Genomic DNA, 19,488 nt, shown 5'->3' on the forward strand with positions numbered 1-19,488 from the left:
CGTCCGCAGAGAGATTCTGGATTGCTTCGCTGCGCTCGCAATGACGGAGGAGGGCGCGTTTGTCAGCGCCGCAGCGTGAACTCCTCCGTCCCCCGCCGGTGCTCCCACTTCGCCTGCTCCAGCTCGGGCTGGTCGCATTCGGTCTCGGGATAGCCGATGCAGAGATAGGCGATGAATTTCCATGAGCTTGGCACGTCGAGAATGGTGTGGATGCGATCCGGATGCAGGATCGACACCCAGCCGAGGCCGATGCCCTCGGCGCGCGCGGCGAGCCACATCGCGGTGATCGCGGCAACCACGGAATATTCCGTCGTCTCCGGCATCGTCGCGCGGCCAAGGCCGTGCCCGATGTCGCTCGCCTTGTCCGCGAACACGGCGAGGTGGCCGGGGGCCTGTTCGAGGCCTGATAGTTTCAGCGTCGCATAGCGCGCCGCGCGCTCGCCGGAGTAGCAATCGAGCGCATCGGCATTGCACGCCCTGAAGTCGTCGATCACGGCGCGGCGGCGTGCGGCGTCATCGACGGTGACGAAGCGCCAGGGCTGACTCAGGCCGACGGAGGGCGAGAGGCAGGCGGTTTCGATCAGGCGTTCCACCGCGCCGTCCGGCAGCTGATCGCCGCGAAAGCGGCGCACGTCACGGCGCCACACGAACAGCTCGCGCAGATGTCGGCGGAAGGTGTCGTCGAACTCGACCATGGGGTCAGTGTCCCATCTGGAAGGCCGCAGCAACGAGCAGGATCACGATCTCGCCGGTCTGCTCGAAGGCGCCGAGGATGTCGCCGGTCTGCCCGCCGATCTGGCGGATGGCAAGCCGTGCCAGGATCCAGCCGGCAAGCGACAGCAGGATCAGGCCGACGAGGGCCTTGCCCGGTCCAAGTGCGAGGGTGAGCGCGAGAGTTCCAACGGCAAAGGCGATGGCGACGCTGCGGCCCGGCGGCGATCCGGCGCTTGCCGACAGACCGTCAGGCCGTGCCGGCGGTACCAGCGACATGAAGGCCGGCACGCCCGCGCGGGCAGCGCAATGCGCAGCGCACAGCGCCAGCGTCACCAGCCACGGATTGGCGATCGCCGCGAGCGCGCTCCAGCGCAGGCCGAACGACAGGATCAGCGCGCAGACGCCATAGGTCCCGATCCGGCTGTCGCGCATGATCTCGAGCTTGCGCTCGCGCGTCCGGCCGCCGCCGAGCCCGTCGGCGGTATCGGCAAGGCCGTCCTCGTGCAGCGCGCCGGTGATGAGGGCGGTCGTGGCCAGTGCGAGCAGGGCGGCAAGGTTCGGCGTCAGTCCGAGCCGGCTGGAGATCTTGTAGACCAAGGCGCCTGCAAGTCCGACCAGAAGGCCGGCGACCGGTAGCGCCCAGGTCGCGCGCGCGATGGCGCCGTCGGCCGCGGGCTTTGACGATCCGACCGGCAGGAGCGTGACGAACGACGCCGCGATCCTGAGATCGGCGATGACGTCCCGGATCGTCTCGACGCCCGGCATCATTTCAGCTTCATCGGCAGCCCGGCGACCACGAACTCGACTTCGTCGGCAACGCCGGCGAACGTCTGATTCATGATTCCGGCAGCATCGCGATAGGCGCGCGCCAGCGCGTTGTCGGGCACGATACCGAGGCCGACCTCATTGGTGACCATGATGACGGGACTGCGCAAGCGAGGGAGAACCTCGGCGAGGTGCGTCACCTCGCGCGACCAGTCGCGCTCGGAATGCAGCAGGTTGGACAGCCAGAGCGTCATGCAATCGACCAGTCTCGCGCCGCCGCCCTCGGTTTCGACCAGCGCCTGCACCAGGTCGAGCGGCACCTCGCGCTCGATCCAGTCGGCTCCGCGTCGCGCGCGGTGCTTTGCGATGCGATCCTCCATTTCGGCGTCGAGCGCCTCGGCTGTGGCAATGTAGACAGGCCGCCCGGGAAAGGCCTGCGTGCGTGTCTCCGCACGCCGGCTCTTGCCCGATCGCGCTCCGCCCGTGATCAAGATGACGGCCATAAAAGTCTCCTGTCGGCCAGCACTAATCACCAAACGGGGCCAAAGACAAAGCCGAAATCAGGCGGGCAGGGGCTTGCGCTCGGCCGGAGCTTTGCGCAACAGGGGCGGAGCGAGACGGGAGATTTGCGTGGGCTTTGCGGGTGCGATGGCGGTGGCAATGGCGGTGGATGCCCTGTTGGGCTGGCCGGCCCCGCTGTTCGCACGGATCGGCCATCCCGTGACCTGGCTCGGCCGGCTGATTACGACGGTCGACACCGCCTGGAATCGGCCGTCAGATCCGCCGGCGTTCCGCCGCGCCGCGGGCGTTGCCGGCGCGCTCGTGGTGATTGCAGTCTCTGCCGCTCTCGGCTGGGTCCTTCAGTCCGTGCTCGCGCTGGGCTGGATCCAATTCGTGCTGGTGGGCATCCTGGCGTGGCCGCTGGTTGCGCTACGCTCGCTCGATGATCACGTGGCCGCCGTCGCAAGCCCCTTGCAGGCTGGCGACATCGCCGGCGCACGCGAGGCAGTCTCGCGCATCGTCGGCCGCGATCCCGCGACGCTCGATGAAGCCGGCATCGCGCGCGCGGCGATCGAGAGTCTTGCGGAAAACGCCTCCGACGGCATCGTGGCGCCGGTGTTCTGGGGCGCGCTGTTCGGCCTGCCCGGCATCTTCGGCTACAAGGCCATCAACACGCTGGACTCCATGATCGGCCATCGCAGCGAGCGACACGAAGCCTTTGGCTGGGCGGCGGCGCGGATCGACGATGTCGCCAACTTCATTCCGGCGCGCCTGACCGGGTTTCTGTTCGTGCTGCTGGCGCCGCGCCGGGCGGAGGCATTGTCGTGCATGACGCGCGATGCGCGCCGGCATCGCTCGCCCAATGCCGGCTGGCCGGAAGCTGCGATGGCCGGCGCGCTTGGCGTGCGGCTCAGCGGTCCCCGGATCTACCACGGCAGCATCACCAACGAGCCCTGGCTCAACGAAGGCGCGCGCGATCCGCTCGCCGCCGATATCTCGCAAGGGTTGACCGTCTACCGCCGCGCCATGCTGCTGCTCGCAGGCCTCCTTGCGATCCTCAGCTTCGCGTGAAAGAACAGGACATGCGCGAGCACGGTGGAAATCTCGATCTGGCCCAGCAGCGTTTCGGCGGGCGCGCCGAGGACTGGATCGATCTCTCGACGGGGATCAACCGGCTGCCTTATCCGGCGGGCGAGGTGAGCATGCGCGCGTGGAGCGCGCTGCCGTCGCGGGCGGAGATCGATGCCTTGCATCAGGCGGCGCAGCACGCCTACCGCACCAGCGCGGCGCTCGTTGCGATGGGCGGCGCGCAAGCCGCCATTCAATTGCTGCCGCAACTTGGGCCGCGCGGCCACGCCCGCATCCTTGCGCCGACCTACAACGAATATTCCGGGGTCCTGGCGGCTGCGGGCTGGGACGTCCAGGAGGTCGCGGATCTTGACGCGCTGGCGGACGCGGACCTCGCCATCGTCGTCAATCCCAACAACCCCGATGGCCGGTGCCATACGCCGAAGGACTTGCTGGCACTGCTCCCGCGCGTCGGCCGTCTCGTCATCGACGAGAGCTTTGCCGATGCCGTTCCGCAGCTGTCGCTTGCGCCGGAAGCGGATCGAACGGGGCTGCTGATCCTGCGGTCCTTCGGGAAGTTTTATGGTCTGGCCGGCCTGCGGCTCGGGTTTGCGATCGGTGGCGCGGGCGTCATCGCAGGGATCGCCGCGATGTCGGGGCCATGGCCGGTCTCGGGGGCCGCGATCGCGATCGGTTGCCGCGCATTGCGCGACGATGCCTGGGCGAAATCCACCTCGGCGCGGCTTGTGCGCGACTGTGCCCGTCTCGACGACATGGCGCACGTAAAAGGCTGGACGCTCGTCGGCGGCACGCCGCTGTTTCGTCTTTACGAAACGCCTGATGCGCTGGCCGCGCAGGAGAAGATGGCGCGTGGCCAGATCTGGTCGCGCGTCTTCGGGCAAAAGCCGACATGGCTGCGGCTCGGGCTTCCCGGCAGCGAAGCCGAATGGACGCGCCTTGCCGAGGTCCTAGCGCGCTAGCGAAAGCAGGCCTTCGACGTCGAGATGCTTTTCGATGTGGTCGGCGAGCGCATCGAGCGCGCTCTCGACCCTGGCATGATAAGGCTCGTCGCCTGCGGGAATGTCGAGCTTGGCCAAATACGCCCTGCGGAAATCATCCGACGTGAACAGGCCGTGCAAATAGCTGCCCTGCACGCGGCTGTCGCTGGAGATCGCGCCTTCCGGCTCGCCATTCAATGTCGCGAACGGCCGCGCGCGATCCGGCCCGTCGGTGCGGCCGATGTGGATTTCGTAGGCCTCGATCGGCCGGTCCGTGGCGGCGTGCACGGCCGCAACACGCGTCAGCGTCTTCTGCGGGCTCATCACCGTCTCGACATCCAGAAGTCCGAGGCCCGGCGTGTCGCCGGCAGGGCCTTCGATGCCATCGGGGTCGGCGACACTGCGCCCGAGCATCTGATAGCCGCCGCAGAGGCCGAGGATGTGGCCGCCGCGGCGATAATGCGCCAGGAGATCAATGTCCCAGCCCTGCGCGCGCAGGAAGGCGAGGTCGCCGCGGGTCGATTTGGAGCCGGGGATGATGACGAGCCTCACGTCGCCGGGGATCGCTTCACCCGGACGGACCATCACGAGATCGACGCCGGGTTCGAGCTTGAGCGGATCGAGATCGTCGAAATTGGCGATCCGTGACAGCGCGAGACAGGCGATCTTGCATTGGCCCGGCTTTCGCGCGTCGCTGAGGCCCAGCGCGTCCTCGGCCGGCAGCTCGCCGGCGCGCGCAAACCAGGGCAGCACACCAAGGCCGCGCCAGGACGTCTTCTGCTCGATCAGCTTGTAGCCGTCGTCGAACAGCGTGGGATCGCCACGGAACTTGTTGATGACAAAACCCCGGATCATCGCGGCATCGTCGGGGTCGATCACCGTCTTGATGCCGACGAGCTGGGCGATGACGCCGCCCCGGTCGATATCGCCGATCAGCACAACCGGCACATCGGCCTTTCGGGCAAAGCCCATATTGGCGATGTCGGCCTTGCGCAGGTTCACTTCGGCGGGACTGCCGGCGCCTTCGACCAGCATGAGATCGGCCCGCGCCTTCAGCCGCTCGAAGCTCTCCAGCACGGATCCCATCAGCTGTGGCTTCATCGCCGCATAGTCACGCGCACGCGCAGTTGCGATGCGCTTGCCATGCACGATGACTTGCGCTCCGACATCGGTCTCCGGCTTCAGCAGCACCGGGTTCATGTCGGTGTGTGGCTCGACGCCGGCGGCGAGGGCTTGCAGTGCTTGTGCGCGGCCGATCTCGCCGCCATCGACGGTCACGGCCGCATTGTTCGACATGTTCTGCGGCTTGAAGGGAAGCACGCGCAGGCCGCGCCGCGTGAAGGCGCGCGCAAGACCGGCGACGATGAGCGACTTGCCCACGTCCGAGCCGGCCCCCTGGATCATCAATGCGCGCGCCATCGCGTGTGTCTTCAGAACTCGACGCCGGCCTGCGCCTTGATGCCGGAGCGGAACGGATGTTTCACCAGCGTCATCTCGGTGACGAGGTCGGCGATCTCGATCAGCTCGTCCTTGGCGTTACGCCCGGTGAGCACGACATGCGTCATCTCAGGCTTTTGCGTGCTGAGGAATTCGACGACCTCAGCGATATCGAGGTAGTCGTAGCGCAGCGCGATGTTGATCTCGTCGAGCACGACCATGCGCAGGCTGGGATCGAGGATCAGCTCCTTCGCCTTCTCCCAGCCGGCGCGCGCGGCGGCGATGTCGCGGGCGCGGTCCTGCGTCTCCCAGGTGAAACCTTCGCCCATCGCGTGGAACTGGCAGAGATCGCCGAAATGACCCGTGAGCAGGCGGCGCTCGCCGGTGTCCCAGGCGCCCTTGATGAACTGCACCACCGCGCAGGGGAAGCCGTGGGCGACGCAGCGCACGATCATGCCGAAGGCCGAGGACGACTTGCCCTTGCCGGCGCCGGTATGGACGATGATGAGGCCCTTTTCGCCGCTCTTGGTCGCCATGATCTTGTCGCGGGCGGCCTTCTTCTTCGCCATTTTCGCGGCGTGGCGGGCGTCGGTTTCCTCGCCCGTTTGGGTATCCGGTTCAGGCGTCATCGTACCTGGTCCTTCGGCTTGACAAGAGGCGGCCGGGGGCAAATGGTGGCCCGGCGTTGGTTCCTGTCCTATGACAGGCGAAGAGGGAATGCGATAGGGTCCGAATCGGCAAGATTTGGGTCCAAAATGCAGCCGCCCCCGCGACCGTGACCGGAGAGATGCCCGAGGCCACTGACCCCTAACGGGATCGGGAAGGCGGGGATCGAAGGGTAAAACCCTGCTCCGCAAGCCGGGAGACCTGCCAGCGCGGACGATTTTTGGACCGGCGGACGGGGTGTTCCGCGACGGGGAAACGGACCCTCGCAAGACCGGTTCGTGGGCCTCTTCGCCTCCCGCTGTTTATTCTGGAAGAGGCGATGACCGTCACACTTCACGTCTGTATTACCTGCCGCGCCGGCGAGACACCTGGCGAGGGCGAAGTCACTCCGGGCAAGCGCCTTCACGGTGCGATCCTGGAGGCCGGCGTGCCCGATGGCGTCAATGTGGTTCCCGTCGAATGCCTGTCGGCCTGTAACCAGGGTTGCTCGGTCGCGCTGAGCGCGCCCGGCCGCTGGTCCTATGTCTATGGCCGCCTGTCGGATGCCAACGCGCGCGACGTGATCGCGGGCGCCGCCGCCTATGCGGCCGCGCCCGACGGCCTCGTGCCCTGGCGCAGCCGCCCCGAGATCTTCCGCAAGCAATCGCTTGCCCGCATTCCCCCCATTGCCGTCGTGCCGGAGGCCGCCGAATGAATTCGCTCGCAAAAGTCCCTGTCACGGTGGTGACCGGCTTTCTCGGCTCCGGCAAGACGACGCTGATCCAGCATCTTCTCGCAAATCCCAACGGCAAGAGGCTCGCGGTGCTCGTCAACGAGTTCGGCAGCGAGGGCGTCGACGGCCAGATCCTGAAGTCCTGCGCCGATGCCAATTGTCCGGAGGAAAACATCGTCGAGCTCGCCAATGGCTGCATCTGCTGCACCGTTGCCGACGATTTCATCCCGACCATGGAACTGTTGCTGGCGCGGCCCGTAAGGCCCGATCACATCCTGATCGAGACCTCGGGCCTCGCGCTGCCCAAGCCTTTGCTCAAGGCGTTCGACTGGCCGGAGATCCGCTCGCGCATCACCGTGGACGGCGTGATCGCGCTCGCCGATGCCGAGGCCGTCGCCGCCGGACGCTTTGCGCCGGATCCGGCCGCGGTGGAAGCGCAGCGTGCGGCGGACGAAAATCTCGATCACGAGACGCCGCTGTCGGAAGTGTTCGAGGACCAGATCGCCTGCGCCGACATCGTGCTGCTCACCAAGGCCGATCTCGCAGGTGCTGCGGGGATCGAAGCGGCCAAGGCTGCCATCACCGCCGAGATGCCGCGCCGCGTGCCGATGCTCCCCATCACTGATGGAGCGATCGACGCCCGCGTCATCCTCGGCCTCGGTGCTGCCGCCGAGAATGATCTCGCCGCGCGCCCGTCGCATCACGACGGCGAAGAGGAGCATGAGCACGACGACTTTGCCTCAGTGGTAATCGACCTTCCTGAGGTCACGGATATCGACACACTGGTCGCCTCGGTTCAGCGCCTGTCGCGCGAGCAGAACGTGCTGCGCGTCAAGGGCTACATCGCGGTCGCGGGCAAGCCGATGCGCCTGCTGCTCCAGGCGGTCGGTGAGCGCGTGCGTCACCAGTTCGACAAGCCCTGGGGCGCGGTCGCGCGCCAGTCAAGGCTCGTCGTGATCGGCGAGCACGGCGATATCGACGAGGCCGCGATAAGAGCGGGACTTGGTCTTTCAGGATCTGGCATCTGATGCACGTCGTCTTCCGCGAGAGCCGCGGTCTGGAAGAGACCGCGACGCCAAGGGACATCGGCCAGGACCCGGCCGATCTCGTGGTGCTCTCGTACTCGGATTCCGATCTGGCCGCGTTCGCGGCCGGCTGGCGGCGAGGCCGCGACAGCCTGCCGTCGCTGCGGCTCGCCAATCTCGCCGAACTGCGTCATCCGCTTTCTATCGACACCTACATCGAGCGCACGCTGGCCCAGGCTCGCGGCATTCTGGTCCGCCTGATCGGCGGTGAGTCCTATTGGCCCTACGGCCTCGCGGCTCTCCAGCAACTTGCGAAGGCGCGCGGTATCGTGCTCGCGGTGCTGCCGGCCGATGGCCGCGACGACACACGGCTCGATGCATACTCGACCCTGCCGGTCTCGACGCTGCGCCGCTTGAAGGTGCTCTGCGACACCGGTGGTCCGGTCGCGGCGCAAGCGGCGATCGCGCAGCTTGCACTGGCCTCGGGCCTCTATGCCGGTCCGGTCGTCGGCGAGACGACCGTGCCCGAGATGGGCTTTTACGATCCCGCGCGCGGCGTCATCGCGGCGATACCGGACGGCGAGGGCCGGCCGCGCGCGCTGGTGACGTTTTATCGCTCGTACCTCACCGCCGCGGACACCGGCCCGGTCGACGCGCTGATTGCCACGCTGCGCGAGAAGGGGTTTGACGCGTATGGCCTTTTCGTCACCTCGCTGAAGGCCGCGGGCGTTGCGGACTGGCTGCGGGCGCTCCTTGCGCAAGATCCTCCGGCCGCGATCGTCAATGCGACCGCGTTCTCCGCGGTCGGCGATGACGGCACGACACCGTTCGATGCTGCATCGTGTCCCGTGTTCCAGGTCGCGCTCTCCACGGCGCGGCGCGAGGAGTGGGCGGAATCGCTGCGCGGTCTGTCGCCCGGCGATCTTGCGATGCACGTGGTGCTGCCCGAGGTCGACGGTCGCCTGTTCGCGGGCGTGGTGAGTTTCAAGTCGGCAGCGGAGCGTGATGCTGATTTGCAGTTTTCGCATCTTGCGCATCGGGCTGACGAGCCATGCGTGAAGGCCGTTGCCGCACGTGTCACAGCCTGGCGGAAGCTCGCGGTGAAGCCGGCCGGCGAGAGGCGGCTGGCGATCGTGCTCTCGAACTATCCGGGCCGTCCGCACCAGATCGCGCACGCGGTGGGTCTTGACGCGTTGGCCTCGGTCGAAGCCTTGGTGTCAGATCTCGCGGAGACTGGCTTCGATGTCGCGCCGGTTCATGCGCTCGGCGAGACGCTGCTGAGGCAGCAACTCACCTGGAGCCTCGCCGATTATCGCGCGGCGCTCTCGCGTCTTCCGCAATCCTTGCAGGATGATCTCGCGCAAGCCTGGGGCGCGCCTGAGAGCGATCCGGGCTGCCGCAACGGTGCGTTCCGCTTCGCCGCGATCCAGTGCGGCAAGTCGATCATCGCGGTTCAGCCGGAACGCGGCGATGCAACCACGCGCGACGCCGACTATCACGATCTCGCCCGCACGCCACGCCATGCCTATGTCGCGTTCTATCTCTGGCTCCGCGAGCAAGCCATTGACGCCGTCGTGCACATGGGTGCGCATGGCACGCTGGAATGGCTGCCCGGAAAATCCGTGGCGCTGTCATCGAGCTGCTGGCCGGAAGCCCTGATCGGCGATCTGCCGGTCGTCTATCCCTTCATCGTCAACGATCCCGGCGAGGCGGCGCAGGCCAAGCGGCGCATCGGCGCCGTCACCATCGGCCATCTGCCGCCGCCGCTGGCAAGCTCGACCATGCCGGAAGGCTTGCGCCGGCTTGAACAGCTCCTCGACGAATATTCGACGGCCGATGGTCTCGATCCCGCCCGCCGCCAGCGTCTGATCGCCGCGATCCGCGACGAGGCGCGCGCGGCCGGACTGGAGGACGATCTCGGCCTCGATGCATCGGCAGCACCAGCCGAGGCGATTCCGCGGATCGATCGCTTTGTCTGCGATCTCAAGGAAAGCCAGTTCGGCGACGGCCTGCACGTGTTCGGCCGCGGCGCCTGCGGCGAAGCGGAGCGGGACGCGCTGCGTGCCGCACTCGCGGGGAAGCGCATTGCACCGGGGCCGTCAGGGTCGCCCTATCGCGGGCGCCAGGATGTGCTGCCGACGGGACGCAATCTTTTCGCCGTCGATCCGCGCGCCGTGCCGACGCCGTCGGCGCATGCGCAAGGCATCAAGCTCGCGGAAGAGCTGCTTCGCCGTCACTTGCAGGATCACGGCGACTGGCCGAAGGGCCTCGTGATCGATCTCTGGGGCTCGGCGACGATGCGCACCGCCGGCGAGGAATTCGCGATGGCGCTGCATCTGGCGGGGCTTGCACCGCGCTGGGATCACGCCTCCGGCCGCGTGACCGGCTATGACATCATCGCGCCGGCCGAGCTCTGCCGTCCCCGCATCGACGTCACGCTGCGGGTGTCGGGCCTATTCCGCGATGTCTTCTCCGGGCTTGCGCAGTTGTTCGAGGCGGCGGCCGAGGCGCTCGCTGCGCGCGAGGAGGAGGGCGACGAGAATCCGTATCGCCACCGTGCGTCCCGCGTGTTCGCGCCGCGCCCCGGGCAATACGGCGTCGGTCTCTCGGCGATCCCCGATGCCTTCACGCCTGAGACGCGCGATGCGGCCGGCGAAGCCTGGCTGTCGGCATCGTCCTGGGCATTCTCCGCTGACGGCGCGATCAAGCCCGATCGCGCCGGCATCGAACAGCGGCTCGCGTCGGCCGATGCATTCGTTCACGTCCAGGACTTGCCGGAAACGGATCTTCTGCTCGCCGCCGACTATGCCGCGCATGAAGCCGGCGTTGCGGCGGCCGCCGCACATCTCGGCGCGATTGCGCCGTCGCTCTATCATCTCGACGCGACGCGTCCCGAGCAGCCGCATGCGCGCACGCTGACGGAGGAAATCTCGCGTGTGGTCCGCGCGCGCGCGGCCAATCCTGCCTGGATCGCCGGCATGATGCGCCATGGTTTTCGCGGCGCCGCCGAGATCACCGCGACACTCGAGCACATGGCCGCCTTCGCCCATCTGGCGGACGCCGTGCCGCCGCATCTGTTCGATCTCTATTACGATGCGACGCTCGGCAATGCCGATGTGCGCGCCTTCATGGCGAACGAAAATCCGGCGGCGCTCGCCGCGATGGAAACATGTTTCACCCGTCTGCATGAGGCTTTACTCTGGCGAACGCGTCGCAATTCGATCGCGGCGGCGTTGCGGGAGGCGTCATGAGCGCGGCCATGGTCAAGGGCTGGTGCCCCGGCGCGCTGCGGCCGATGCAATCGGGCGACGGCTTCGTGGTTCGCGTGCGACCGTTCGGCGGCCGGCTCGATGCGGCGCAGATCTCCGGACTGGCACATCTGGCCGAACGCCATGGCAACGGCCTGATCGACGTCACCAGCCGCGCCAATCTCCAGATCAGAGGCGTCAGCGAAGGCAGCCACCGGCTGCTGCTCGACGGTCTTTCGCGACTGGCGCTGCTCGATCCCGACGCCGACACCGAATCCCGGCGCAACATTCTGGTGACGCCGTTCTGGCGCGCGGGCGACGAGACCCAGGCGCTCGCCGCCGAGCTCGAGGAGGCGCTCGAGAACAGCGCGCTCGCGCTTCCGACGAAATTCGGCTTTGCCATCGATGACGGCACGTCGCGCGTGCTTGCCGGCGATTCCGCGGATGTGCGGATCGAGCGGGATCGCGCCGGCGGACTGCTGGTGCGGGCCAATGGCGCCAGCCTCGGCCGTTCCGTTGGACGCGGCGAGGCTGTGACCGCCGCGCTCGCGCTCGCAAATTGGTTCGTGACATCAGGCGGTGCCAGGGGCGGGCGAGGGCGGATGGCGACGCATCTTGCCGCTGGCGCGGCCCTGCCTGGCGCGTTGCGCGGCGAGGCCGAGCCGGTGCCGATCATGGCCGCGGCGCGCCCTGGCCTTTATCCGCAGGGCGCGATGGTCGGCGTCGCCTTCGGGCAAATGCCGCATGCGACGCTCAGCCAGTTCGCCGGCTGCGGACATGCGCTGCGCATGACGCCGTGGCGGATGGTTCTGAGCGAAGGCAAGCGGACGATGCCGTCTACGGCCGGTCTCATCACCGAAGCCTACGATCCGGCGCTGCGTGTCATCGCCTGTAGCGGCGCGCCGCGCTGCCGCGAGGCGCATGCCGATACCCGCGCACTGGCAGCAGCGCTAGCGCCGAACATCGGTGCGGCCGCACGGCTTCACGTGTCCGGCTGCGCCAAGGGCTGCGCTCATTCCGGTGCGGCCGCGATTACGCTGGTCGCGACCGGCGCTGGCTTCGATCTCGTGCGCGGCGGGTCGACGCGCGATGAGCCCATCCTGCGCGGCTTGAACCGCGACGACATCGTCGGCAATCCCTCCATCCTGATGGGAGGGCATTGATGCCGCATGTCTACGAGACCGACGGCGCGGCGATCTACCGGCAATCCTTTGCGACCATCCGGGCCGAGGCCGATCTTGCGCGTTTCACGCCCGATGAGGAACAGGTCGTGGTGCGGATGATCCATGCCGCCGGCATGGTTGGCCTGGAAGCGCATATCCGCTTCACATCAGGCATGGCGACCGCCGCGCGTGCAGCGTTGCAGAAGGGGGCGCCGATCCTGTGCGATGCGCGCATGGTCTCCGAGGGAATTACGCGCGCGCGACTTCCCGCGGCCAATGCCGTCATCTGCACCCTCGGCGACGCCGCCGTCCCGGCGCTGGCGCAATCCATGCGCAACACGCGCTCGGCCGCGGCGCTTGAGCTGTGGCGGCCGCATCTGGGTGGCGCGATCGTCGCGATCGGCAACGCGCCGACCGCGCTGTTTCATCTCCTCAACATGCTGGAGGACCGCGACTGCCCGCGGCCGGCGGCGATCATCGGCTGCCCCGTCGGCTTCGTCGGCGCCGCCGAATCCAAGGCCGCGCTGATGGCCGATCCGCCGGTCCCGGCGCTGACGGTCGAGGGCCGTTTCGGCGGTTCCGCGATTACCGTTGCGGCCGTGAACGCGCTGGCGAGCCGGAGCGAATAGAATGGGACGCATCATCTGCTGCGGTCTCGGCCCCGGTGATCCCGATATGATGAGCGTGCGCGCCGATCGCACCGTGCGCGGCGCACAGCACGTGGCCTATTTCCGCAAGAAGGGTCGGCCGGGCCAGGCGCGCCGCATTGTCGAGGGCATGCTCGCCGGCGGCGTCACCGAATATCCGATGGAATACCCGGTTACGACCGAGATCGCCTTCGACAGCGCCGAATATGTCCAGCTGCTTGCGGGCTTCTATGACGAATGGGCCGAGCGCCTGGCGCGGCTGGCGCGCGCGGTCGACGTGGTCGTGCTCTGCGAAGGCGATCCCTATTTCTACGGCTCCTTCATGCATCTGCATACGCGCTTGCAGGGACGCGTCGAGATCGAGGTGATCGCCGGCATTCCCGGCATGGTCGGCTGCTGGAATGCCGTGGGACAGCCGATCGCGCTCGGCGATGACGTGACGACGGTATTGATGGGCACGCTCGCGGAGGACGAGCTCGAGCGCCGCATGCGGGACTCCGATGCGCTCGTCATCATGAAGACCGGCCGCAATCTTGCAAAAGTGCGCCGCGCGCTCGCTTCCGCCGGCCGGCTCGACGATGCCTGGCTGGTCGAGCGCGGCACGATGCCGGGCGAGCGCGTCGCGCGGCTCGCCGAGATCGACGCCGCCGACTGCCCCTATTTCGCGATCGTGCTCGTGCACGGCAAGGGCCGGCATCTGGACGCCGCCGAATGACGGGCACGTTGACCATTGCGGGCCTCGGGCCGGGCAGTGACGCGCTGGTGACGCCCGAGGTCTCCGCCGCGCTGGCCTCCGCCACCGATATTCTGGGCTATGCGCCCTATGTCTCGCGCGTGCAGCCGCGACCGGGGCTCACGTTGCATCCATCCGACAACCGCGAAGAGCTCGCGCGCGCGAGCGAGGCGTTGCGTCTGGCCGCCGAAGGCGGGCAGGTCGTCGTCGTCTCCTCCGGTGATCCCGGCGTCTTCGCGATGGCGTCTGCCGTGTTCGAGGCGCTCGAACAGGCGCCGCAATATCGCGAACTCCCGATCCGCGTGCTGCCCGGCATCACTGCGATGCTGGCGGCGTCCGCGCGCGCCGGCGCGCCGCTCGGCCATGATTTCTGCGCGATCAATCTCTCCGACAATCTCAAGCCATGGGCGCTGATCGAGAAGCGTCTGCGGTTGGCGGCGGAAGCCGATTTTGCCATTGCGCTGTACAATCCGCGTTCGGCGAGCCGGCCGGAAGGATTTGGCCGCGCGCTCGCCGTGCTGAAGGACGCCGGCTGCGGCGAGCGGCTCGTGATCTTCGCGCGCGCGGTCAGCGCATCCGACGAGAAGATCGAGACCGTCACGCTCAATGCGGCGAGGCCCGAGATGGCCGACATGCGAACGCTGGTGATCGTCGGCAACTCGCAGACGCGCCGTGTCGGCCGCTGGATCTATGCGCCGAGGCAGGTGCGATGACCGAGCCACTGCATGATCTCGGCCACGCTCTCGACCCGCTGGCGCTCGGGCAGCTCCGGCCGTGCGATCATGATCACGGGCAGGCCGAGCGTACGGGCCGCGTCGATCTTGGCGCGCGCGCCATCGCCGCCGGAATTGCGGGCGACGATCCACATGACGCCACGCGTGCGCAGCATCTCCAGCTCGCCATCGAGCGTGAACGGTCCGCGCGACACGATCACGTCAGCTGGGAAGGGCAGCGGCGCTTCGGGCGGATCGACGAAGCGCAGCGTGTAGGCGTGTTGCGATTTGGTCGCGAACGGCGCGATATGCTGGCGGCCGATGGCGAGAAACACTTTTGCCGGCAAGTCGGGCAAGGCGGCGACCGCGGCATTGACGTCGGCGACGTCGATCCAGTTGTCACCGGGCGTCTTGACCCAGGGGGAGCGTTCGATCGCGATCAAGCGCGTGCCCGTTTCCGCGCACGCCGCGACGGCGTTGCGGCTCATCTCGGCGGCAAAGGGATGTGTCGCGTCGATCACATGCGTGATGCCTTCGCGGCGCATGTAATCGGCGAGCCCGCTCGCGCCGCCGAAGCCGCCGATGCGGGTCGGCAGCGGTTGCTCGGCAGGCGCGCGGGTGCGGCCGCCATAGGAATAGACCGCATCAAACCCGGCGCGCGCGATCTCCGCCGCAAGCTGGCTCGCATCGCTCGTTCCGCCCAGAATGAGGGCGCGTGTCATGGCTGAACCCTGGCTGACCATCATCGGTATCGGCGAAGATGGCCTTGCCGGGCTGTCCGAGGCAAGCCGAAAGGCGCTGCGTGAAGCCGAAACCGTCTTCGGCGGCGAGCGGCACCTCGCGCTCGTGGGCGTGACCGGGCGCGGCCATCCGTGGCCGGTGCCGTTCGATGCGGAGGTCGTGCTCGGCTGCCGCGACCGGCCGACGGTGGTGCTCGCCTCCGGTGATCCGTTCTGGCACGGCGCCGGCGCAAGCCTTGCCGAGAAGCTCGAGGCGGGCGAGTGGATCGCACATTCGGCGCCGTCGACATTCTCGCTTGCCGCTGCGCGGCTCGGCTGGCGCCTCGAAGCTGTTGCCTGTCTCGGTCTGCATGCTGCGCCCTTCGAGCGCCTCGTGCCGCACCTTGCAGCTGGCGCGCGCATCATTTGCCTCGTGCGAGATGGCAAGGCCGCGGGAGACCTCGCAAAGTGGCTGAGCGAGCGCGGATGGGGCGCCTCGGCATTCTGGAGTCTCACCGCGCTGGGCGGACCGCGCGAAAGCATCGCGGAACATCGCGCCGATGGCCTTGCCGGCGATCTCGCCGGAAACCTGGTCGCGGTGGCCGTGGAGGCGAGGGGAGCGCAGGGCATTCCCCGCAGCGCAGGACTTTCAGACGATCTCTTTGCCCATGACGGCCAGATCACCAAGCGGCCGGTACGAGCGCTCGCGATTTCGGCGCTGGCACCGCGCCCGGGCGAACGGTTGTGGGACATCGGCGCCGGTTCGGGTTCGATCTCGGTCGAGTGGGTGCTCTGCGGCGGGACAGCGACGGCGATCGAGATGCGCGAGGATCGCACCGCGAATATCCGCAGCAATGCGTCGGCGTTCGGATTGGCGCATCGGATCGCTGTTGTCACGGGCCGTGCGCCCGAAGCTCTCGCTGGGCTGGACGCGCCGGATGCCGTCTTCATTGGCGGTGGTCTCGATGGCGCGATGTTCGACGCCATATGGCCGCTCCTTGCGCCGGGCACACGGCTCGTTGCGCATGCGGTGACGCTGGAGACGGAAGCGCTGCTTGGCGACCTGCACCAGCGCCACGGCGGCGAGTTGATGCGCGTCGAGATCGCCCATGCCGGCCCGCTCGGCCGCTACCGATCCTGGGAGGCGGCGCGTCCCGTGGTGCAGTGGAGTGCGGTCCGATGAAGGTCGCCGGGCTCGGATTCAGGCAGGATGTCAGCCTGGCCTCGTTGCGTGAGGCGCTGATGGAGGCCGGCGGCGTTGAAGGCCTTGCTGCGGTGGCGACTGTCAGCGACAAAGCCGACGCGGAGGCGTTGAAGCAGCTCGCGCGCGAATGCGGTGTGCCGATCAAGGCGGTCCCGCCCGATGTGCTTGCCGGCATCGACACGCCAACGCAGTCAAAGCTCATCACGGAAAAATTCGGCACGGGATCGGTCGCCGAAGCCGCGGCCCTTGCAGCGGCTGGCCCCCGCGCGCGATTGATTGCGACCCGGGCGGTCTCTCAGGATCGCACCGCGACGGCCGCAATCGCGGAAGGAGACGGCGCATGACGGTGCATTTCATCGGTGCCGGGCCGGGCGCTCCCGATCTGCTGACGTTGCGCGGACGTGACCTGATCGCCGCATGTCCGGTCTGTCTCTATGCCGGCTCGCTGGTGCCTGAGGGCGTGCTGGTGCATTGCCCGGCGGGCGCGCGCATCGTCAACACGGCACCGTTGTCGCTCGACGAGATCATCGCGGAGATTTCCGCCGCGCATGCCGACGGCAAGGACGTCGCGCGCCTGCATTCCGGCGATCTCTCGATCTGGTCGGCGATGGGCGAGCAGCTCCGTCGTCTCCGTGTGCTCGGCATTCCCTTTACCGTGACGCCCGGCGTACCGTCCTTCTCCGCCGCCGCGGCCGCGCTGGAGGTCGAGCTCACGCTGCCAGGCCTTGCCCAGACGGTGGTGCTGACGCGCACGCCAGGCCGCGCCAGCGCGATGCCCGAGGGCGAGAAGCTCGCCGCCTTCGCCGCCACCGGCGCGGTACTAGCCATTCACCTTTCGATCCATCTGCTCGACCGGGTGATTGGGGAGCTGATGCCACATTATGGCGCGGGCTGCCCGGTCGCTGTGGTCTGGCGCGCGAGCTGGCCGGACCAGCGCATTGTCCGCGCCACGCTTGCAACGCTCGATGCGGCTGTCGGCAGCGAGATGGAGCGCACCGCGCTCATTCTGGTCGGCAAGACATTGGGCTCGGCTGATTTCGACGAGAGCCGTCTCTATGCCGCCGATTACGATCGCCGATATCGGCCGGTCGGCGCCGAGCCGCGCTTTCCGGAGGCCTCCTGATGCCGGCAGGGTTCGTCATCTCCGCGCCTGCCTCCGGTGTCGGCAAGACAACGCTGACGCTGGCGCTCGCGCGCGCCTGGCGCAATCGCGGATTGAACGTGCAGTGCTTCAAGAGCGGACCCGATTATATTGATCCCGCTTTTCATGCCGCCGCTACGGGCCGCGCCTCCGTCAATGTCGATAGCTGGGCGATGGATCGCGCGACGATCAGCCATCTCGTCAGCCGTGGCGCGGACGCTGACGTTGTCCTCGCAGAAGGTTCGATGGGTCTGTTCGATGGCGTCGCCGCGCGTGGCGTCTCGGGTACCGGCGCCACCGCCGACATTGCGGAGATGCTGGGCTGGCCGGTGCTGCTGGTGATCGATCCTTCGGGACAGGCGCAGACCGCGGCGGCGATCGCCGCGGGTCTCCGCGATTACCGCTCCGGCGTGCGCCTTGCCGGCGTCGTGCTCAACCGGGTCGCCAGCCAGCGCCATGAAGACCTCGTACGGCGTGCGCTTGACGACGCCGGCATCGCCGTGTTCGGCGCGCTGCCGCGCCATGCCGAGATTAACCTGCCGAAGCGGCATCTCGGCCTGGTGCAGGCGGAGGAGCAGGCCGAGATCGGCAAGCTGATCGACGAGGCCGCGCGCTTCGTCGCCGAGCATGTCGATCTCGATGCGGTGCTGCGATCGGCAGCCAGCTGGTCGCCGCAATCCGCGGCGAACGGTCTGAACGTGACGCCGCCGGGGCAGCGCATTGCGCTTGCCCGCGATGCCGCGTTCTCCTTCGTCTACCCGCATATGCTGGAAGCCTGGCGCGCGGCGGGCGCCGACATCTCGACCTTCTCGCCGCTTGCCGATGAAGCGCCCGATGCGAGCGCCGATGTCTGCTGGCTGCCCGGCGGCTATCCCGAGCTTCATGCCGGGAAGATCGCGGCCAACGCGCGCTTTCGCAGCGGCTTGCGCGCCTTCGCCGAGACGCGACCGGTGCACGGTGAATGCGGAGGCTATATGGTGCTGGGAACCGCTTTGACCGACGCCGACGGTGTCTGCCATGAGATGGCGGGCCTGCTCGGCCTGGAGACCAGCTTTGCCAAGCGCCGCATGCATCTGGGCTATCGTCTCGCCGAACTCGCCGCGCCGATGCCGGGACATCGCGCCGGCGCACGCCTGCGCGGCCATGAGTTCCACTATTCGACCATTCTTGCCCAGCCCGACACGCCGCTCGCGGTCGTGCACGACGCGACCGGTGCGGTCATCGCCGAGACCGGTTCGCGCCGGGGCAACGCCACCGGCACGTTCTTCCATCTGATCGCGGAGGACCGGTGAGCGGTTTTGTCTCCTTTATCTCCGCCGGTCCCGGCGACCCCGAGCTTCTCACGCTCAGGGGTGCCGCCCGGCTGCGCGAGGCCGATGTCGTGCTTTTTGACGACCTCGCCTCGGGCGCGATCCTCGACCTCGCCCGTCCCGGCGCCAATCTCGTTGCGGTGGGGAAACGGGCCGGGCGGCCTTCGACCAAGCAGCATCACGTCAACCGCCTGCTGGTCGACTATGCCGCGACTGGCGCGCGCGTGGTGCGGTTGAAGTCCGGCGATGCCGGCATCTTTGGCCGGCTCGAGGAGGAACTCGAAACGCTGCGCGAAGCCGGCATCGGCTATGAGATCGTTCCCGGCGTCACTTCGGCCTGCGTGGCCGCTGCGCAAGCCGGCATACCCCTGACCCGGCGCCATACCTCGCGCCGGGTGCAGTTCGTGACCGGGGCCGACGTCACCGGCGAGCTGCCGCAAAACCTGAACTGGGCGGCGCTGGCCGACCCTGAGGCGACCACCGTGGTCTATATGGGCCGCCGCACCTTTCCGACCCTTGCCGCAAAGTTGATCGCGCACGGCCTCGCGCCGACCACGCCGGCGCTGTTCGCCGAATCCCTCGGCCGGCCCGACGAGCGGTTGGTCCGCACCACCATTGCCGAGCTGGCCGAGCAGCTTGCGCGGGGCGGCGCTGCCTCGACGGCCGCCGTGATCCTGTTCGGCGCACTGGCGGGAGAATACCCGTCATGATGGTCTCAATCGCC

At 68.0% G+C, this 19,488-nt stretch carries 20 protein-coding genes and 1 riboswitch; of the genes, 14 read left to right on the plus strand and 6 right to left on the minus strand.

Translation table 11 applies throughout. From position 1 onward, the window contains the following. Positions 1-62: 62 nt before the first annotated feature. The 3 genes from bluB to cobU are packed head-to-tail and all read right to left on the minus strand — an operon-like array spanning position 63 to position 1,982. The gene (gene bluB, locus E4K65_RS02015) at positions 63-695 is read right to left on the minus strand and encodes a 5,6-dimethylbenzimidazole synthase (RefSeq protein ID WP_135172677.1); all 633 of its coding nucleotides are present in this window, start codon (positions 693-695) and stop codon (positions 63-65) included. A gap of 4 nt (positions 696-699) precedes the next feature. Further along, positions 700-1,482, minus strand: a complete 783-nt coding sequence (gene cobS, locus E4K65_RS02020; RefSeq protein ID WP_135172678.1) for an adenosylcobinamide-GDP ribazoletransferase — start codon at positions 1,480-1,482, stop codon at positions 700-702. Then, entirely contained in the window at positions 1,479-1,982 is a 504-nt protein-coding gene (cobU, locus tag E4K65_RS02025) for a bifunctional adenosylcobinamide kinase/adenosylcobinamide-phosphate guanylyltransferase (RefSeq protein WP_167770454.1), read from the minus strand. The genes cobS and cobU overlap by 4 nt, the downstream gene beginning before the upstream one ends. 127 nt (positions 1,983-2,109) lie before the next feature. On the opposite strand from cobU, the gene cbiB reads away from it, so the two are divergent. Together cbiB and cobD are read left to right on the plus strand one after the other, a co-directional pair. Continuing rightward, the gene (cbiB, locus tag E4K65_RS02030; RefSeq protein WP_167770455.1) at positions 2,110-3,051 is read left to right on the plus strand and encodes an adenosylcobinamide-phosphate synthase CbiB; all 942 of its coding nucleotides are present in this window, start codon (positions 2,110-2,112) and stop codon (positions 3,049-3,051) included. Between the two features lie 11 nt (positions 3,052-3,062). Next, positions 3,063-4,028, plus strand: coding sequence for a threonine-phosphate decarboxylase CobD (cobD, locus tag E4K65_RS02035; RefSeq protein WP_167770456.1), 966 nt, complete (start codon positions 3,063-3,065; stop codon positions 4,026-4,028). Here the strand turns inward: cobD and E4K65_RS02040 are convergent. Both E4K65_RS02040 and cobO read right to left on the minus strand, forming a co-directional pair. After that, on the minus strand, positions 4,017-5,465 hold the full coding sequence (locus E4K65_RS02040; RefSeq protein ID WP_135172681.1) for a cobyric acid synthase: 1,449 nt from the start codon (positions 5,463-5,465) through the stop codon (positions 4,017-4,019). The genes cobD and E4K65_RS02040 overlap by 12 nt on opposite strands. Positions 5,466-5,476: 11 nt before the next feature. Continuing rightward, positions 5,477-6,112 carry a cob(I)yrinic acid a,c-diamide adenosyltransferase gene (gene cobO, locus E4K65_RS02045; RefSeq protein WP_135172682.1) on the minus strand — a complete coding sequence of 212 codons (636 nt, stop codon included), beginning with the start codon at positions 6,110-6,112 and terminating at the stop codon, positions 5,477-5,479. Between the two features lie 40 nt (positions 6,113-6,152). Further along, positions 6,153-6,372: riboswitch (cobalamin riboswitch) on the plus strand. A 96-nt stretch (positions 6,373-6,468) separates the two neighbouring features. Between cobO and E4K65_RS02050 the strand changes: the two genes are divergently transcribed. Genes E4K65_RS02050 through cobJ form a run of 7 tightly spaced genes read left to right on the plus strand, consistent with a single transcriptional unit; the run spans position 6,469 to position 14,390 of the window. Further along, a complete protein-coding gene (locus E4K65_RS02050; protein ID WP_135172683.1) occupies positions 6,469-6,843 on the plus strand; it encodes a DUF1636 family protein in 375 nt (124 codons plus the stop codon). Then, positions 6,840-7,889 (plus strand): cobalamin biosynthesis protein CobW, encoded by a 1,050-nt coding sequence (gene cobW, locus E4K65_RS02055; RefSeq protein WP_135172684.1) that lies wholly within the window; start codon positions 6,840-6,842, stop codon positions 7,887-7,889. The genes E4K65_RS02050 and cobW overlap by 4 nt, the downstream gene beginning before the upstream one ends. Next, a complete protein-coding gene (gene cobN, locus E4K65_RS02060; protein ID WP_135172685.1) occupies positions 7,889-11,137 on the plus strand; it encodes a cobaltochelatase subunit CobN in 3,249 nt (1,082 codons plus the stop codon). Before cobW ends, cobN begins: the two co-directional genes overlap by 1 nt. Next, a complete protein-coding gene (gene cobG, locus E4K65_RS02065) occupies positions 11,134-12,297 on the plus strand; it encodes a precorrin-3B synthase (protein WP_135172686.1) in 1,164 nt (387 codons plus the stop codon). Before cobN ends, cobG begins: the two co-directional genes overlap by 4 nt. After that, positions 12,297-12,926: a precorrin-8X methylmutase gene (locus E4K65_RS02070; RefSeq protein WP_135172687.1), complete on the plus strand. Its 630-nt coding sequence runs from the start codon at positions 12,297-12,299 to the stop codon at positions 12,924-12,926. Before cobG ends, E4K65_RS02070 begins: the two co-directional genes overlap by 1 nt. Position 12,927: 1 nt before the next feature. Next, positions 12,928-13,659, plus strand: coding sequence for a precorrin-2 C(20)-methyltransferase (locus E4K65_RS02075; protein ID WP_135172688.1), 732 nt, complete (start codon positions 12,928-12,930; stop codon positions 13,657-13,659). Further along, complete coding sequence (gene cobJ / locus E4K65_RS02080; RefSeq protein ID WP_135172689.1) at positions 13,656-14,390, plus strand: precorrin-3B C(17)-methyltransferase; 735 nt, start codon at positions 13,656-13,658, stop codon at positions 14,388-14,390. The genes E4K65_RS02075 and cobJ overlap by 4 nt, the downstream gene beginning before the upstream one ends. Here cobJ and E4K65_RS02085 read toward each other — a convergent pair. Next, positions 14,366-15,112, minus strand: coding sequence for a cobalt-precorrin-6A reductase (locus E4K65_RS02085; protein WP_135172690.1), 747 nt, complete (start codon positions 15,110-15,112; stop codon positions 14,366-14,368). The genes cobJ and E4K65_RS02085 overlap by 25 nt on opposite strands. On the opposite strand from E4K65_RS02085, the gene cbiE reads away from it, so the two are divergent. The 5 genes from cbiE to cobA are packed head-to-tail and all read left to right on the plus strand — an operon-like array spanning position 15,111 to position 19,474. After that, positions 15,111-16,292, plus strand: coding sequence for a precorrin-6y C5,15-methyltransferase (decarboxylating) subunit CbiE (cbiE, locus tag E4K65_RS02090; RefSeq protein ID WP_135172691.1), 1,182 nt, complete (start codon positions 15,111-15,113; stop codon positions 16,290-16,292). The two genes, E4K65_RS02085 and cbiE, sit on opposite strands and share 2 nt — an antisense overlap. Next, positions 16,289-16,657: a cobalamin biosynthesis protein gene (locus E4K65_RS02095; RefSeq protein ID WP_167770457.1), complete on the plus strand. Its 369-nt coding sequence runs from the start codon at positions 16,289-16,291 to the stop codon at positions 16,655-16,657. Before cbiE ends, E4K65_RS02095 begins: the two co-directional genes overlap by 4 nt. Then, positions 16,654-17,436, plus strand: a complete 783-nt coding sequence (gene cobM / locus E4K65_RS02100) for a precorrin-4 C(11)-methyltransferase (protein WP_135172693.1) — start codon at positions 16,654-16,656, stop codon at positions 17,434-17,436. The genes E4K65_RS02095 and cobM overlap by 4 nt, the downstream gene beginning before the upstream one ends. Further along, complete coding sequence (locus E4K65_RS02105; RefSeq protein ID WP_135172694.1) at positions 17,436-18,746, plus strand: cobyrinic acid a,c-diamide synthase CobB; 1,311 nt, start codon at positions 17,436-17,438, stop codon at positions 18,744-18,746. The genes cobM and E4K65_RS02105 overlap by 1 nt, the downstream gene beginning before the upstream one ends. Then, entirely contained in the window at positions 18,743-19,474 is a 732-nt protein-coding gene (gene cobA, locus E4K65_RS02110) for a uroporphyrinogen-III C-methyltransferase (RefSeq protein WP_135172695.1), read from the plus strand. Before E4K65_RS02105 ends, cobA begins: the two co-directional genes overlap by 4 nt. Positions 19,475-19,488 lie beyond the last annotated feature (14 nt).

Source organism: Bradyrhizobium niftali (genome assembly GCF_004571025.1).
GTDB lineage: Bacteria > Pseudomonadota > Alphaproteobacteria > Rhizobiales > Xanthobacteraceae > Bradyrhizobium > Bradyrhizobium niftali.